The sequence below is a fragment of the Lysobacter sp. Hz25 genome, assembly GCF_046097045.1.
GTDB lineage: Bacteria > Pseudomonadota > Gammaproteobacteria > Xanthomonadales > Xanthomonadaceae > Lysobacter > Lysobacter antibioticus_B.
The window spans coordinates 2,489,152-2,504,455 of record NZ_CP175666.1; the positions used below are offsets into that span (position 1 = coordinate 2,489,152).

Sequence of the window (15,304 nt, forward strand, 5' to 3'; positions counted from 1 at the left end):
GTTAAAGCCCTGGATCCCCGCCTTCGCGGGGATGACGGCAAGAGCGAAACGCTGCTGCCTGGAGGCTCGACGCCGTGCTCGTCGTCTCTGCGCAGGCGGGGACCCAGAGACTTCAGAGTGAGGTCGCGATAAAGCCCTGGATCCCCGCCTTCGCGGGGATGACGGCAACAGCGAAACGCTGCTGCCTGGAGGCTCGACGCCGTGCTCGTCGTCCCCGCGCAGGCGGGGACCCAGAGACTTCAGAGTGAGGCCGCGGTAAAGCCCTGGATCCCCGCCTTCGCGGGAATGACGGCAAGAGCGAAACGCTGCTGCCTGGAGGCTCGACGCCGTGCTCGTCGTCTCTGCGCAGGCGGGGACCCAGAGACTTCAGAGTGAGGCCGCGGTAAAGCCCTGGAACCGGCCTTCGCGGGGATGACGGCAACAGCGAACTGGATGCAGCTGCAACCTCAAAGCCGTATCCAGCCCCCAGACACCGCCACCGCGAAGCGTTATGGTGCCTCCAGTCCCCAGGGAGTCCCCGCGATGACCACCGCCTACGATTTCTCCGCCGTCGACATCGACGGTCAGAACCAGTCGCTCGATCGCTATCGCGGCAAGGTGCTGCTGATCGTCAACGTCGCCTCGAAATGCGGGTTCACCCCGCAGTACACCGGCCTGGAAAAACTCGAGCGCGACTATGCCGCGCGCGGTTTCGAAGTGCTGGGGTTCCCCTGCGACCAGTTCGGCCACCAGGAACCCGGCGACGAGGCCGAGATCAAGGAATTCTGCTCGCTGACCTACGAGGTGAGCTTTCCCCTGTACGCCAAGATCGACGTCAACGGCGACCAGGCGCATCCCTTGTGGAAGTGGCTCAAGGACGAGAAGGGCGGCTTCCTCGGCATCGACGCGATCAAGTGGAATTTCACCAAGTTCCTGGTCGGCCGCGACGGCAGCGTCATCAAGCGCTATGCGCCGACCGACAAGCCCGAATCGATCGCCGCCGACATCGAGAAAGCGCTGGCCTGAGCGAACGCTCCCCAGGGTAGGAGCGGCGCAAGCCGCGACCGCGTCGGCAGCCGAAGCTACGTGGTCGCGGCTTGCGCCGCTCCTACCCAGACGCCGTCGCGTCGTATCGAAACTTCGCGATCAGGCGGCCTCCACCGCCGGCCGCGAAAGACCGTCGGCCGATGCCGCCACCTGCATTCGGCCACCGCGCTTCGCCTTCAAACCGAAGCAAGGCCGCAGCCACGGTACCCGCCGGATCGCTTCGTGCAGCGCCCAGCAACCGAGCACGGTGCCGAGCAGAACGATGGCCGGCTCGACGACCGCGCCGAACTTGAGCGGCAGCACCCAATACGCGATCAGTACGGTCAGGCTCTGATGCAGCACGTACCAGGGGTAGACCGCTTCAGTGGCCCAGGGCAGCCAGCGGAACGGGCGGTTGAGCAGATGGTGCGACCAGCCGAGGATCGTGCAGATCGCCGCCCAGATGTACAGGCTGCGCACGGTCCAGATCGCGTATTGCATACTGTCGGGCACGTCCTCGGGCAGCAGCCGGATCATCGCCAGATAGGCCGCGAACAGCGCCAGTGCCCAGGCCAGGGTGCGGCGGCGAAGGCGCAGCAGTTCCTGCCACAGGCCGGCCTCATTGCCGAGCCAGTAGCCGTAGAGGAACACGCTGAAATAGATCGCGTGGCGGTACCAGTCGTGGATCAGGTCGCCGGTTTCCTCGAAATGCGGCTGCAACAGGATCGAGCCGAGCGCCAGCGGCAGCGCCGGCAACACGACCAATTTCCAACCGCGCAACGCGGCATGCGCGCGGCGGCCGACGCCGTTGCGGAACAACGGCAACACGGCCACGAAGACCAGGGTGTAGACCCACAGGTAGGCCAGGTACCACAGATGGTTCCAGGTGAAGCCGTACTCCCAGCCGTCGAAGGCCTCCGCCGGCCAGGGCTGGAAGCGGTAGTAGCGCAACAGGAAGTCGACGAAGCCCGGCTCGACCAGGCCGTTCGCCACGCCCTGGGCGTAGGGCTGGATCGGCACGACCACCAGGCAGCCGAAGGTCAGCGGCAGCAACAGCCGCCAGCTGCGTTGGGCGACGAAGCGGCCGAGCGAACTGCCGCGCAACAGAAAGTGCACCGACAGGCCGGAGATCAGGAAGATCAGGTCCATGCGCCAGCGGTTCACGAACAGCATCGGTAACTGCAGGGTCTCCGACAGGTGCGTGCTTTTGAGGTGCCAGCCCCAGTCGGCGACGTAGAGCATGGCCCAGTGATAGAGGATCAGCAGGGCGAAGGCGAGGGCGCGCAGGGCGTCGATGTCGTATCGGCGTTGCATGGGCGGTCACGGCAGTGGCGGAGCCGCCAGCCTGTGGCGACGGGCGTTCGCGAACGATGCCGGGGTGACCGATGGCGGTTCATGGGGACGAATCGCGGTCCCCGGGGGACGACCGGTCGTCGCGTTCGACGGTCGCCGGGCGAGAATGCGCGCATGAACGACGATGTGTCCCCGATCCCCGCGGCCGCCAGCGCCGCCGCCCTTCCTCCCACCCATCCGGCCGTCCCGCCCAGCGCCTGGGACCGCTACCAACCCTGGCGCCGCACCGCCGAGATCCTGGGCTGGGTGATCCTGTTCGGGGTCAATGCGGTCGCCGGCAGCCTGACCACCTTGATGGACATCCGTCGTGCCGGCCTCGACATCCCGAATTGGGCGCCGCCGGTGTGGGAGGGCAGCAGTTGCCTGGTCGCGCTGGCGCTGGTGCCGGCCCTGGTCTGGTACACGCGCCGGGTCCCGTTCCATGTCGATACCTGGCGCCGCGCCCTGTCCCTGCACCTGCTCGGCAGCGTGGCCTGGTCGGTCGCGCACGTGACCGGCATGGTGGCGATCCGCAAGGCGGTCTATGCCGGCCTAGGCGAAAGCTACGACTTCAGCCCCTGGGCGACCGAATACGTCTACGAATACCTCAAGGACGTGCGGTCCTACGCCTATATGGTGCTGTGGATCGAGGCCTATCGCCTGCTGCTGCGCCGTTGGCAGGGCGAAGCCAGCGTCTTGACCGTCGCCGACGACGTGCCCGAGCCGGTCGTTCCGGAACGGCCGGAGCGCTTCCTGGTACGCAAGCTCGGCAAGGAGTTCCTGATCGCCGCGGCCGAGGTCGAGTGGCTGCAGGCCTCGTCCAACTACGTCAACCTGCATCTGCGCGGCCGCGACTATCCGCTGCGCACGACCATGGCCGGCATCGAGACTCAGCTCGATCCGGCCCGCTTCGTGCGCGTGCACCGCAGCTATATGGTCAACCTGGATTGCGTCGGCGAGATCGAGCCGCTGGAAAGCGGCGATGCGCGCATCACCATGAGCGACGGCACCCGCATCCCGTGCAGCCGGCGTTACCGCGGCGCCCTGCGCCAGGAGCGGCGCGCGGCCTGAGTGGCGCGCGGTGTCGGGGTGGGGCGCCGCGCCGGCCCGGGCGGGCTTACTTCTCGACGAAGGCGCGCTCGAACACGTACTGGCCCGGCGTGCCGATGCGCGGCGAGGCGGTGAAGCCGCGCTGGTCGAGCACGCCGCGGAAATCGGCCAGCACCTGCGGGCTGCCGCAGATCATCGCGCGGTCGTGCTCGGGGTCGAGCGGCTCGATGCCGAGCAGGTCCATCATCCGGCCGCTTTCCATCATCTCGGTCAGGCGGCCGCGCTGGTCGCGGCCGGCGTACTCGAACGGCTCGCGGGTCACGGCCGGGCAGTACTTGAGCTTGGCGGCGATCTGCTCGCCGAGGAACTCGTGGTGCGGCAGCTCGTTGACGATGTAGTCGCGGTAGGCCAGGTCTTTCTCGTTGCGCACGCCGTGGCAGAGCACCACCTTGTCGAAGCGCTCGTAGGTCTCCGGGTCCTTGATCACCGACAGCCAAGGCGCCAGGCCGGTGCCGGTGCCGAGCAGGTACAGGTTGCGGCCCGGATGCAGGTCGTGGATCAGCAGGGTGCCGGTGGGCTTGCGCCCGATCAGCACGCTGTCGCCCGGCTGGATCGACTTCAGGCGCGAGGTCAGCGGGCCGTTCGGCACCTTGATGCTGAAGAACTCGAGCTGCTCTTCCCAGTTGGCGCTGGCGATCGAATAGGCGCGCAGCAGCGGCTTGTGCGAGCCGTCCGCCTGCTCGACCTGCAGTCCGATCATCACGAACTGGCCGTTCTCGAAGCGGAAGCCGTCGTCGCGGGTGGTGGTGAAGCTGAAGTAGTCGTCCGTCCAGTGACGGACGTCCAGCACCGTCTCGGTGCCAAAAGCGGAGGACATGCGAGGATCGATTCGGGTGTAGCGGGGCGCTCATTGTACCCGAGCGATGAGAACGGTTCTTAAAGAGAGGAGTGAGTGGAGAGGAGTGAGGAGCGAGCAAAGCCGATACCGCCTCGCTCCCGCTCGCTTCTCACTCCTCTTCGCTCGTTTTCTCATCCGCCCGCCCCAAAAACCCAGTCCTGTCAATGGGTTTCGCCTTCACGCCGGCATTGCGACAATCGCCCGGTCCCCCGCCAGCGGGGCTAATCGATTGGAAACGATGCAAGACCAGAACACGCAGTCCGCGCTGATCGCAAACAAGATCGCCAAACTCATCGCCGTCGAGATCGGCGCCCAGACCGCCCAGGCCCTGTCCGCCATCGCTTTGCTCGACGAAGGCGCGACCGTGCCCTTCATCGCCCGCTACCGCAAGGAAGTGACCGGCGGCCTCGACGACATCCAACTGCGCGACCTGGAATCGCGCCTGCGCTATCTGCGCGAGCTCGAAGACCGCCGCGCCGCGGTGCTCGAAAGCATCGCCGAGCAAGGCAAGCTGACCGACGAGTTGCGCGGCGATATCGAAGCGGCCGACAGCAAGGCGCGCCTGGAAGACTTGTACCTGCCGTACAAGCCCAAGCGCCGCACCAAGGCCCAGATCGCCCGCGAAGCCGGCCTGGAGCCGCTGGCCGACGGTCTGCTGGCCGACCCGACCCTGAGCCCGGAAGCCTTCGCCGCCGGCTTCGTCAGCGAGGAAAAGCAAGTCGCCGACGTCAAGGCCGCGCTCGACGGCGCACGCGCGATCCTGATGGAGCGTTGGGGCGAAGACGCCCGGCTGGTCGGCGAACTGCGCACCTGGCTCAGCGAGGTCGGCGTGATCCGCGCCCGCGTCGCTGAAGGCAAGGAGGCCGAAGGCGCCAAGTACCGCGACTACTTCGACCACGCCGAATCGCTGGCGAAGATTCCCTCGCACCGCCTGCTGGCCTTATTCCGCGCCCGTCGCGAAGAAGTGCTGTTCCTCGAACTCGAGCCCGGCGCCGATGCCGAGGCCGGCCACGCCTACGGCGAAGGCCGGGTCGCGCTCAACGCCGGCATCTCCGACCAGGGCCGCGCCGCCGACCGCTGGTTGCTCGATGCCTGCCGCCTGACCTGGCGCGCCAAGCTGCACCTGCACCTGTTGCTCGACCTGTTCGGCCAGGCTCGCGAGAAGGCCGAGGCCGAAGCCATCGACGTGTTCGGCGACAACCTCAAGGACCTGTTGCTGGCCGCGCCGGCCGGTCCGCGCGCCGTGCTCGGCCTCGACCCGGGCCTGCGCACCGGGGTCAAGGTGGCGGTGGTCGATGCCACCGGCAAGTTCGTCGCCCACGACACCATCTACCCGCACGAGCCGCGCAAGCAATGGGACCAGTCCCTGCACACACTGCGCGCGCTGTGCATCAAGCACGGCGTCGAATTGATCGCGATCGGCAACGGCACCGCTTCGCGCGAAACCGACAAACTGGCCGCCGACCTGATCAAACTGGTGCCGGAAGCCAAGTTGACCAAGGCCGTGGTCAGCGAGGCCGGCGCCTCGGTGTACTCGGCCTCCGAATTCGCTTCCAAGGAATTCCCCGATCTCGACGTCAGCATCCGCGGCGCGGTCTCGATCGCGCGGCGCCTGCAGGACCCGCTGGCCGAACTGGTCAAGATCGAGCCCAAGGCGATCGGCGTCGGCCAGTACCAGCACGACGTCGACCAGTACCGCCTGGCGCGCGCGCTCGACGCCCGCGTCGAGGACTGCGTCAACGCGGTCGGCGTGTACGTCAACACTGCCTCGGCGGCCTTGCTGGCGCGCGTTTCGGGCCTGTCGAGCACGGTGGCCGAGAACATCGTCCGCCATCGCGACGAAAACGGCCCGTTCGCCTCGCGCAAGGCCCTGCTCAAGGTGCCGCGTCTGGGCGACAAGACCTTCGAGCAATGCGCGGGCTTCCTGCGCATCGTCGGTGGCGAGCAGCCGCTCGACGCCTCGTCGGTGCACCCCGAGGCGTATCCGGTGGTCGAACGCATCGTCCAGCAATGCGGGCGCGAGGTGAAGCAGTTGCTCGCCGACCCGCAGTTCGTGCGCGGCCTGAAACCGGAAGCGTTCACCGACGAGAAGTTCGGCGTGCCGACCGTGCGCGACATCCTCAAGGAAATGGAAAAGCCCGGCCGCGACCCGCGTCCCGAGTTCAAGGCCGCGCGTTTCGCCGACGGCGTTGAGGACCTCAAGGACCTGCAGGTCGGCATGATCCTCGAAGGCGTGATCAGCAACGTCGCCGCGTTCGGCGCCTTCGTCGACATCGGCGTGCACCAGGACGGCCTGATCCACATCTCGGCGCTGTCGGACAAATACGTCAAGGACCCGCGCGAAGTGGTCAAGGCCGGCGACGTGGTCAAAGTGCGGGTGCTCGAAGTCGACATCCCGCGCAAGCGCATCGCCCTGACCCGCCGTCTCGACGACGCCGTGCCGGCGCCGCGTCCGCCGGGTGCGGGCGCCGAGCGCAACGAGCGTGGCGACCGCAACGACCGCAATGGCGGGCGCGGCAACGACCAGCGCGGCGGCCGTCGCGATGCGCCCCCCGCGCGCGGTGGCTCGTTCGCCCCGAAGGCCGCCGCACCGATGGGCGGCGCCCTGGCGGATGCGTTCGCGAGGGCGAAGCAGAAGTCCTGATTTCCCGGGGTTTTTGTCTTTGGTGACAACCGAAAGCCGCCTCCTTGAGAAAGGGGGCGGCTTTTTTTATGGGACAAGTTGAGGGTGTCGTTGACGGAAGCGGCGGAGCTGCCGCTCAGTCTTTGCCTTTGCCTTTGGCTGCCGTTGCGGTTGCCGTAAAGATGTTGCTGTTGCTGTTGCTGTTGCTGTGCGTCGTATCGACCTTGCGAAGGCAATCGAAGACCCTGAGGGCGGCCCGCATGGATGCGCGCCGTTTTTCATCGGGACAGGGATGTCCCGTATGAAAAATCCCCGCGGATGCATCGCTCGTGCGGGCCTGTGATTCAAAGCAAAAGCATTTTTCTTTGGTGACTTTCTTTTGTTGCTTTAGACAAAAGAAAGTTACCCGCCGCTTTAGTGGCGGAAGCTTTTATCGTTTGGTCTTGCTTCCATTAAAGCCACAGGCAAGTGCGAAGTACCCCTGTAGGAGCGACGTAAGTTGCGACCACGCTCTGCCGGCCTCCGGCACAACCCTTCAAGAAAGAGCAGAGCTTCCGTCCGCTACGCGGTCGGGTTACTTTCTTTTGCTAAGCCCAAAAGAAATGTAACCAAAGAAAAGGGCTCTCCTTGCAAGGGCACAGGCCACGAGTGCGATGCCCGCGCCGGGATTTTCCGATAAGACGTCCCTGTCTTATCGGAAAACGCCGCACGTCCTGTGCGGCGCCCTCCGGGTCTCCAGGTGTTCTCGCGAGATAGCTACTGCGCCAAGGTTTCACGGCAAAGGCAAAGGCAAAGGCAAAGGCAACGGCAACGGCAACGGCAACCGGCGTCAGCCACCGATCACTTCTTGACCGGCGGCTCCAACCGCAACAACTTGCCCTCGTTCTCGTCGGTCAACACATACACCTTCCCATCCGCCGACACCCGCACATCGCGGATGCGCCAGTCGAGTTCCTTGAGCAGACGTTCTTCCTTGACGATCTTGTCGCCGTCCAGGCTCAGACGGATCAGGCTGCCGTCGGCGAGGGCGCCGAGGAACAGGCTGTCGTTCCACGGCGAGCCGCTGTGGCCGGTGTAGAAGGCCATGCCCGACAGGGCCGGGGATTTTTCCCAGACGTGGTAGGGCGATTCCAGACCCGGTTTCTCTTTGCCTTCGGCCTCGGAAATCTTCAGCCCGCTGTAGTCGATGCCGTGGGTGATCAGCGGCCAGCCATAATTTTTGCCGGGCTGCGGCAGGTTGATCTCGTCGCCGCCGCGCGGGCCGTGTTCGGCTTCCCAGACGGTGCCGGTGCGCGGGTCGACGGCCAACGACTGCATGTTGCGGTGGCCATAGCTCCAGATCTCCGGGCGCGCGTCCTTGCGGCCGACGAAGGGGTTGTCCTCGGGCACGCTGCCGTCGAGGTTCAGGCGCACCAATTTGCCTTGCAGTTTGTCGAGTTCCTGCGAGGCCATGCGCTGTTGGCGCTCGCCCTGGGTGATGAAGATGTGGCCTTGTTTGTCGAAGGCCAGGCGCGAGCCGAAGTGATTCGGGCCGACCAGCTTGGGCTGCTGTTGGTAGATCACCTTGACGTCGGCCAAGGCCGCCTCGCCGAGCGTCGCCGAGGCCACCGCGGTGCCGGCGCTGCCGTTGTCGCCGGGCTCGGCGTAGCTGAGGTAGATGCGCTGGCTGCTGGCGAAGTCGGGCGACAGCACGACATCGAGCAGGCCGCCCTGGCCTTCGGCCCAGACCGCCGGCACGCCCGCGATCGGCGCCGAGATCGCACCGTCGGCGGCGATTCGGCGCAGACGGCCGGGGCGTTCGGTGACCAGGAAGCCGCCGTCGGGCAACAGCGCGACGGCCCAGGGGTGTTCGAGCCCGGAGGCGATCTCGGTGACGCGTACCTCGCCGAGTTCGCTCTTGACCTGATGGGTGGCTTGTTGTGCCGGCGCCGCCTTGGCGGTCGCCGCTTCGGCCTCCTGGTTGCGCTGGCAGGCCGCCAGGCTCAGCAGCAGGGCGAGGGAAAGGACGCTGCGATGAAAAATCGGGGTCATGTGCGCTCCTGGATCGTGAGGTCGCGAGCGGCGTGCGCTCGGCAACGGCGCAGTCACCATAGCCGCCGCTGCGCACTGGGACAACGAGGCGCCGGTACAGTTCCGCCCGGCGGGTATCCGCTGCCGGCTCAGCGATAGCCGGCGGCTTGCAGCTCGAACAGCTCGGCGTAGCGTCCGCCCTGGGCGAGCAGTTCGACATGGGTGCCGCTGGCTTCCAGGCGGCCCTCGGCCAGCACCAGGATGCGGTCGGCCATGCGTACGCTCGAGAAGCGGTGGGAGATCAGTACCGCGGTCTTTTCCGCCGACAGTTCCTTGAAGCGCTGGAACACCTCGAACTCCGAGCGCGCATCCAGGGCCGCGGTCGGTTCGTCGAGGATCATCACCTGCGCGTCGCGCATGTAGGCGCGCGCGATCGCGATCTTCTGCCATTGCCCACCGGACAGGTCGACGCCGGTCTTGAAGCGGCGGCCGATCAACTGGTCGTAGCCGCGCGGCAGGTTCTCGATGACTTCGTCGGCCATGCCGCGTCGCGCCGCTTCGCGGATGCGCGCGGCGTCGCCCATCGCATCGATCTGGCCGACGCTGATGTTCTCGCCGGCGGTCAGGTGATAACGGACGAAGTCCTGGAAGATCACCCCGGTGTTGGCGCGCAGATCGTCGAGGTCGTAGTCGCGCAGGTCGCGGCCGTCGAGCAGGATGCGGCCTTCGTCGGGGTCGTACAGGCGCGCGAGCAATTTCACGAGGGTGGTCTTGCCGGCGCCGTTCTCGCCGACCAGGGCCAACACTTCGCCGGCGTGCAGTTCGAAGTCGAGCCCGCGCAGCGCCCACTGCTCGGCGTCGGGATAACGAAAGCCGACGTTTTCGAACACGAAGCCCTGGCGGATCGGTTTCGGGATCGCGAGCGGGTCGGCCGGCGAGACGATCTCCGGCTTGATCTCGAAGAACGAGAACAGGTCTTCCAGGTACAGGGCTTGTCCGGCGACTTGCGAGAAGCCGATCAACAGCCCTTCCAGCAACTGGCGCAGGCGCAGGAAACTGCCGGCGAGGAAGGTCAGGTCGCCGATGCTGAAATCGCCGCGCACCGTGCGCCAGGCGATGTAGCCGTAGGCGATGTAGTAACCCAGGGTGCCGAGCCCGGCCAGCACCGTGCCCCACAGCGCGCGGCGGCGGGCGAGGGCGCGGTTGGCCTTGAAGAACTTGCCGGCCAGCTCGCGGTATTTCGCGATCAGGAAGCGATGAAGATTGAAGATCTTCACTTCCTTGGCGGTTTCGACGCTGGCGCCCATCTGGCGCACGTATTCGAGCTGGCGCCGCTCAGGCGTCCAGGCGAAGTTGAGCGAATAACCCAGGGCGTTGAAATGCGCCTCGCCGATGAAGGCCGGAATCAGGGCCACCGCGAGCAGCAGGATCAGCCACGGCGCGTAGACCAACAGGCCGATGGCGAAACTCACCACCGTGATGGTGTCCTGGACCTGGCCGAACAACTGGCTCATCAGGTTCATGCGGCCCATGGTCTGGCGGCGCGCGCGATCGAGCTTGTCCTGCAGGTCGGGGTCTTCGAAGTCTTCGAGGTCGAGGGTGGCGGCGTGCTCCATCAGACGCACGCTGGTGGCGTTGGTGAACAGCTCCGACAGCAGCGCATCGCCGTAGGCGACGATGCGCCCGAGCAGGTCGGAGCCGATGGCCAGGCCGAACTCGAGCGCGAGCAGGCTCAGCAAGGTGTTCAACTGGCCGCCGGCCCAGGCCGAGGACAGCGAATCGAAGCCCGGGTCGGCGGCGACCAGGCGCACCGCCTCGTCGATGATCAGCTTGCCGACGTACAGGGTGAGCACCGGCAACAGAGCGCGGACCAGGCGCAGGCCCAGGGTGATCAGGGTCAGCGTCGGGCTGGTCGCCCAGATCTGCTTGAGAAAGGGGCGCAGATTGCGCAAGGCGTCGAAGCGTTCGCGCAGACTGGGCTTGCCGCCGTCGGCCTGCGCCTGGCGGGGCGACGGGCTCGCATCACTGGATGTGCTCATGCGGCGATTGTGCCCAAGAACCGGGGCGCAGAGTTGGGGTCTGGTCGGCGGTCGGGCCACGGCGACCCGATGGGCGGCGGTCAGTCCGGTTTGAACACCGGCCGGAAGAAACTGCGTTCGTAGCTGACGATGAAGCGCTTCTCCTGCGCATAGGCGAAGGCGGCCTGGCAGTCGGGATCCTCGAAGGAGCGCGTGCGGTAATCCTCGTACGCAGCCAGACTGGGGAACGAGAACATCGCCAGGGCGACGTTGTTGGTGCCTTCGGAGGGCATGAAGTAACCGTGGTGCTGGCCGCCGAATTTTTCGACCAGGGGAATCCAGAGCTTGCCGTAGTGCTCGAACTCGGCCAGTTGGTAAGGGTCGATGACGTAGCGCAGATAGCAGGTGATCACGGGCAAGGGCTCCAGGGGCGAAGGCAGACGCTCAATGTAGCCTGAGGCTGCGTGGGTTTCAGCGACGGCGTGGCGGAGCCGCGAAGCAGGTCGCACTGCCTCGCTCGGAGCGCTCGCTCAGAGTGTCTGCGCCAACTTGAAGATCGGCAGATACATCGCGATGACCGCCAGCGCGCCGGCGCCGATGCCGGCGATGCCGCCGAACAACAACGCGACCAGATCGCGGCGCCGCTTCGGCCACAGCATCCACAGCGCCAACACCAGCACCGGCAGCGGGCACAGCAGCCAGGGATAGTCGATCAAGGTCTGGGTGAGCAGCGGCAGATCCATGCCGAAGACCGCGAACACCGACTCGAACCGCGGCACCAGCAGCAAGGGGCTGACGCCGCCGAGCCCGGACAGCGCCAGGCCGATGATCAGCAGGGCCGGGTTGAAGTGGGCCGGCGCTTGCGGTGCCGGCGAGGGTTGCGGGGGCGAATGGGGCACGAGGGACCAGGGAGGCGGCCAGAACAGCCGCCAGCTTAGTCGCACAAGGCGGCCAGGATGGACGCCGGCTTTACGGCGTCCCGGCGGCTAGGGCGGACGCTGGCTTTGCCGCATCACGGTGCTCAGGATAGACGCCGGCTTTACCGCGTCCTCGGCGCCCGGCCCGTCCGCGCAAGGGCCCCGGCCGGGCCGGAAGGGTAGAATGGCGGTCCCCACCGCCAGCCTACGCCCGCCGTGACCGCCTCCCAGTCCCATGCCGTTTCCGCCGTGAGCGGACCCGTCGTCATCCGCCAGGACGACCTGATCCAGTCCGTCGCCGATGCGCTCCAGTACATCAGCTACTACCACCCGGTCGACTACATCAAGAACCTCGCCGCCGCCTACGAGCGCGAGGAAAGCACTGCGGCCAAGGACGCGATCGCGCAGATCCTGATCAATTCGCGCATGTGCGCCGAAGGCCACCGGCCGATCTGCCAGGACACCGGCATCGTCACGGTGTTCCTCGAGATCGGCATGGACGTGCGCTGGGACGGTGCGACCATGGGCGTGGAGGACATGGTCAACGAAGGCGTGCGCCGCGCCTACAACCATCCTGACAACAAGCTGCGTGCGAGCGTGCTCGCCGACCCGGCCGGCAAGCGCAGCAACACCAAGGACAACACGCCGGCGGTGGTCAACGTCAAGGTCGTGCCGGGCAACACCGTCGAGGTGATCGTCGCGGCGAAGGGCGGCGGTTCCGAGGCCAAGTCCAAGTTCGCCATGCTCAACCCGTCCGACTCGATCGTCGACTGGGTGCTCAAGACCGTGCCGACCATGGGCGCGGGCTGGTGCCCGCCGGGCATGCTCGGCATCGGCATCGGCGGCACCGCCGAGAAGGCGATGCTGTTGGCCAAGGAAGCGCTGATGGAGCCGATCGACATCACCGATCTGCAGGCGCGCGGCGCCAGCAACCGTGCCGAAGAGCTGCGCCTGGAGCTGTACGAGAAGGTCAACGCGCTCGGCATCGGCGCGCAGGGCCTCGGCGGCCTGACCACGGTGCTCGACATCAAGGTCAAGGATTATCCGACCCACGCCGCCAACCTGCCGGTGGCGATGATCCCGAACTGCGCGGCGACCCGCCACGCGCATTTCACCCTCGACGGCAGCGGCCCGGTCGCGCTCGACCCGCCGTCGCTGGAGGACTGGCCGAAGCTGACCTACGACTCGTCCAAGGGCCGTCGTGTCGACCTCGACACGGTCACCGCCGACGAGGTCGCCAGTTGGAAGCCCGGCGAAGTGTTGCTGCTCAACGGCAAGCTGCTGACCGGCCGCGACGCCGCGCACAAGCGCATGGTCGACATGCTCAACAAGGGCGAGGCGCTGCCGGTCGATTTCAAGGGCCGCTTCATCTATTACGTCGGCCCGGTCGACCCGGTGCGCGACGAGGTCGTCGGCCCGGCCGGCCCGACCACGGCCACGCGCATGGACAAGTTCACCGAACAGGTGCTGGCGCAGACCGGCCTGCTCGGCATGGTCGGCAAAGCCGAGCGCGGCCCGGTCGCGATCGAGTCGATCAAGAAGCACCGCTCGGTGTATCTGATGGCGGTCGGCGGCGCGGCCTATCTGGTGTCCAAAGCGATCAAGGCCTCGCGCGTGGTCGGTTTCGCCGACCTGGGCATGGAAGCGATCTACGAGTTCACCGTGCAGGACATGCCGGTGACGGTCGCGGTCGATTCGGCCGGCGAGTCGGTGCACAAGACCGGCCCGAAGGAATGGCAGGCGCGGATTGGCAAGATTCCGGTGGTGGTGGAGTAAGCCTTCGCGGTTTCGTTCGTAGCGTTCCTGTCGTGAACTCATGCAACGCCCGGCCCAGTGTCGGGCGTTGTCGCATACGTACCTTCGAATGCATTCGTTCGCATGTATCCCCCTGTAGGAGCGGCGTGAGCCGCGACCAGGAGACGCGCAGACACAACAATGCCGATATCGCTCATCGAAGCAGCGTGCTTTCGTTCGCCGGGGTAGGAGCGGCGTCCTACTGGATTTCCTTCGGTCACAAGCCGCGACCACGCTGCCGCGGGTTTGCGGCGTATCGCTCATGCAAGATCTAGATCTAGATCAAACGCCAAAAGCTTCCGTCGCTGAAGCGGCGGCTGACTTTCTTTTGTCTAAAGCAACAAAAGAAAATCACCGAAGAAAAATGCTTTTTTTGAATCACAGGTCCGCACGAGCGCTGCCGACGCGGGGATCTACATACGGGACATCCCTGTCCCGATGAAAAACGGCGCGCGTCCCTGCGCACCGCCCTCCGGGTCTTCTTTAGCCTTCGCGAGTGCCGGGCGACGCACAGCAACAACGGCGCCGTCGCTTCTGCTCCAAGGGTAGGAGCGGCGCAAGCCGCGACCGCGAATCCGCAAGCAACGGCGCCACGTTACGGGACGACGCGATCGCCCCTCAAAGCTTCTTAACCAACTGCGCCAACATCTTCTTCGTCGCCGGCCGAAGCAGATATTCGTTCGACAGTATCTCCAGCGCGGCGAGGTTGGTGGCGCTGGTGTCGTCGAGGTCGTCCAGGCCGACCAGCAGTTCGGTCTGCATCCGGTAATAGCCGTCGCCGACCAACTGCCTGGCGATGTAGTCGACCGAATCGGTGTTGCCGTCGAACAGGACGTCGATGATCGGCACCGCCCATTCCAGCGCGCCCCATTCTCGGGCCGAGTGCAGGTCGATGCTGCGGGTGCGTTCGCCGGTGCCGACCGACAGCACCACCAGGTCGCGGCTGTTGTCGACCTGGGCATCCTTGCGCATCGCCTCGGCGATGGCGCAGGCGGTCGGATTGTTGGCGACCACGCCGCCGTCGATCAGCGCGTGCAGCTTGCCCTGCAGGTGCATCGGATGGGCCGGGAAATAGGTCGGCGCGGCCGAAGACGCGCGACAGATCTCCCACACCGGCAGCTTGCGATGACAAGCATCGAAGCTCTTGAAGATCACCGGCGCGCGCGAAATCGTGTCGTAGCTGGTGACCAGCACCGGCGCCTTGAGCTGACCGAGGGTGGTCCTGCCGAATACCTTCTTGAGTACCTTCTCCAAACCCACGCCGTCGTAGCGCGGGGCCGAGAGACCGGCGTAGAACACGCGTCCCGCACGCGACCACAGTCGCCCGGCCAGATCCGGAAAGATCAGATGGCGTTGATCCCGATACAGCTCGGCCATGGCCGCGGGGCTGAGCCCATGAGCGAGGCCGCAGGCGACCAGCGCGCCGGTGGAACTGCCGGCGATCAGGTCGAAACTCTCGAGCAGGCCGGGCTTGCCGGACTGGATCAGCGTCCGCTCGACGCCGTCGAGCCAGTGGCAACTCACCAGACCGCGTATGCCTCCGCCGTCGAGCGAGAGGATGCGCCGCATCTTCATCGCGTTCTCCGTCGTTGTGCAGTAAACACGCCGTGCTTCGAGGACAGGAGCGGCGCGAGCCGCGACCGCGATCCTGCCGCCG

The 15,304-nt window shown here is 66.2% G+C and carries 11 protein-coding genes; 4 read left to right on the top strand and 7 right to left on the bottom strand.

Annotation, left to right across the window (positions count from 1 at the left end; all coding sequences use genetic code 11):
• Positions 1-522: 522 nt before the first annotated feature.
• Positions 523-1,005: a glutathione peroxidase gene (locus ACKN61_RS10380; RefSeq protein ID WP_408953393.1), complete on the top strand. Its 483-nt coding sequence runs from the start codon at positions 523-525 to the stop codon at positions 1,003-1,005.
• 120 nt (positions 1,006-1,125) lie between these two features.
• On the opposite strand, the gene ACKN61_RS10385 is transcribed toward ACKN61_RS10380, so the two are convergent.
• The gene (locus ACKN61_RS10385) at positions 1,126-2,319 is read right to left on the bottom strand and encodes an acyltransferase family protein (protein WP_408953394.1); all 1,194 of its coding nucleotides are present in this window, start codon (positions 2,317-2,319) and stop codon (positions 1,126-1,128) included.
• Between the two features lie 153 nt (positions 2,320-2,472).
• Here ACKN61_RS10385 and ACKN61_RS10390 point away from each other — a divergent pair, with 153 nt between their 5' ends.
• Positions 2,473-3,408, top strand: coding sequence for a LytTR family DNA-binding domain-containing protein (locus ACKN61_RS10390; RefSeq protein WP_408953395.1), 936 nt, complete (start codon positions 2,473-2,475; stop codon positions 3,406-3,408).
• 46 nt (positions 3,409-3,454) lie between these two features.
• On the opposite strand, the gene ACKN61_RS10395 is transcribed toward ACKN61_RS10390, so the two are convergent.
• Entirely contained in the window at positions 3,455-4,264 is an 810-nt protein-coding gene (locus ACKN61_RS10395; RefSeq protein WP_408953396.1) for a ferredoxin--NADP reductase, read from the bottom strand.
• Between the two features lie 259 nt (positions 4,265-4,523).
• Between ACKN61_RS10395 and ACKN61_RS10400 the strand changes: the two genes are divergently transcribed.
• Positions 4,524-6,929 (top strand): Tex family protein, encoded by a 2,406-nt coding sequence (locus ACKN61_RS10400; protein ID WP_408953397.1) that lies wholly within the window; start codon positions 4,524-4,526, stop codon positions 6,927-6,929.
• Between the two features lie 819 nt (positions 6,930-7,748).
• On the opposite strand, the gene ACKN61_RS10405 is transcribed toward ACKN61_RS10400, so the two are convergent.
• The 4 genes from ACKN61_RS10405 to ACKN61_RS10420 all read right to left on the bottom strand — a co-directional run bounded on the left by ACKN61_RS10405 (position 7,749) and on the right by ACKN61_RS10420 (position 11,835).
• Positions 7,749-8,939: a PQQ-dependent sugar dehydrogenase gene (locus tag ACKN61_RS10405; protein ID WP_408953398.1), complete on the bottom strand. Its 1,191-nt coding sequence runs from the start codon at positions 8,937-8,939 to the stop codon at positions 7,749-7,751.
• A 128-nt stretch (positions 8,940-9,067) separates the two neighbouring features.
• Positions 9,068-10,957 carry an ABC transporter ATP-binding protein gene (locus ACKN61_RS10410; RefSeq protein WP_408953399.1) on the bottom strand — a complete coding sequence of 630 codons (1,890 nt, stop codon included), beginning with the start codon at positions 10,955-10,957 and terminating at the stop codon, positions 9,068-9,070.
• Between the two features lie 80 nt (positions 10,958-11,037).
• Positions 11,038-11,349, bottom strand: coding sequence for an NIPSNAP family protein (locus tag ACKN61_RS10415; protein WP_031374156.1), 312 nt, complete (start codon positions 11,347-11,349; stop codon positions 11,038-11,040).
• A 117-nt stretch (positions 11,350-11,466) separates the two neighbouring features.
• Complete coding sequence (locus tag ACKN61_RS10420) at positions 11,467-11,835, bottom strand: hypothetical protein (protein WP_408953400.1); 369 nt, start codon at positions 11,833-11,835, stop codon at positions 11,467-11,469.
• 267 nt (positions 11,836-12,102) lie between these two features.
• On the opposite strand from ACKN61_RS10420, the gene ACKN61_RS10425 reads away from it, so the two are divergent.
• Positions 12,103-13,629, top strand: a complete 1,527-nt coding sequence (locus ACKN61_RS10425; RefSeq protein WP_408953401.1) for a fumarate hydratase — start codon at positions 12,103-12,105, stop codon at positions 13,627-13,629.
• A gap of 636 nt (positions 13,630-14,265) precedes the next feature.
• Here ACKN61_RS10425 and ACKN61_RS10430 read toward each other — a convergent pair.
• Positions 14,266-15,222 (bottom strand): patatin-like phospholipase family protein, encoded by a 957-nt coding sequence (locus tag ACKN61_RS10430; protein WP_408953402.1) that lies wholly within the window; start codon positions 15,220-15,222, stop codon positions 14,266-14,268.
• Positions 15,223-15,304 lie beyond the last annotated feature (82 nt).

Coding starts and splice junctions, on each gene's coding strand:
- ACKN61_RS10430 (WP_408953402.1), bottom strand. CDS start 15,222: ATGAAGATGCGGCGCATCCTCTCGCTCGACGGCGGAGGCATACGCGGT.
- ACKN61_RS10410 (WP_408953399.1), bottom strand. CDS start 10,957: ATGAGCACATCCAGTGATGCGAGCCCGTCGCCCCGCCAGGCGCAGGCC.
- ACKN61_RS10405 (WP_408953398.1), bottom strand. CDS start 8,939: ATGACCCCGATTTTTCATCGCAGCGTCCTTTCCCTCGCCCTGCTGCTG.
- ACKN61_RS10395 (WP_408953396.1), bottom strand. CDS start 4,264: ATGTCCTCCGCTTTTGGCACCGAGACGGTGCTGGACGTCCGTCACTGG.
- ACKN61_RS10390 (WP_408953395.1), top strand. CDS start 2,473: ATGAACGACGATGTGTCCCCGATCCCCGCGGCCGCCAGCGCCGCCGCC.
- ACKN61_RS10380 (WP_408953393.1), top strand. CDS start 523: ATGACCACCGCCTACGATTTCTCCGCCGTCGACATCGACGGTCAGAAC.
- ACKN61_RS10400 (WP_408953397.1), top strand. CDS start 4,524: ATGCAAGACCAGAACACGCAGTCCGCGCTGATCGCAAACAAGATCGCC.
- ACKN61_RS10385 (WP_408953394.1), bottom strand. CDS start 2,319: ATGCAACGCCGATACGACATCGACGCCCTGCGCGCCCTCGCCTTCGCC.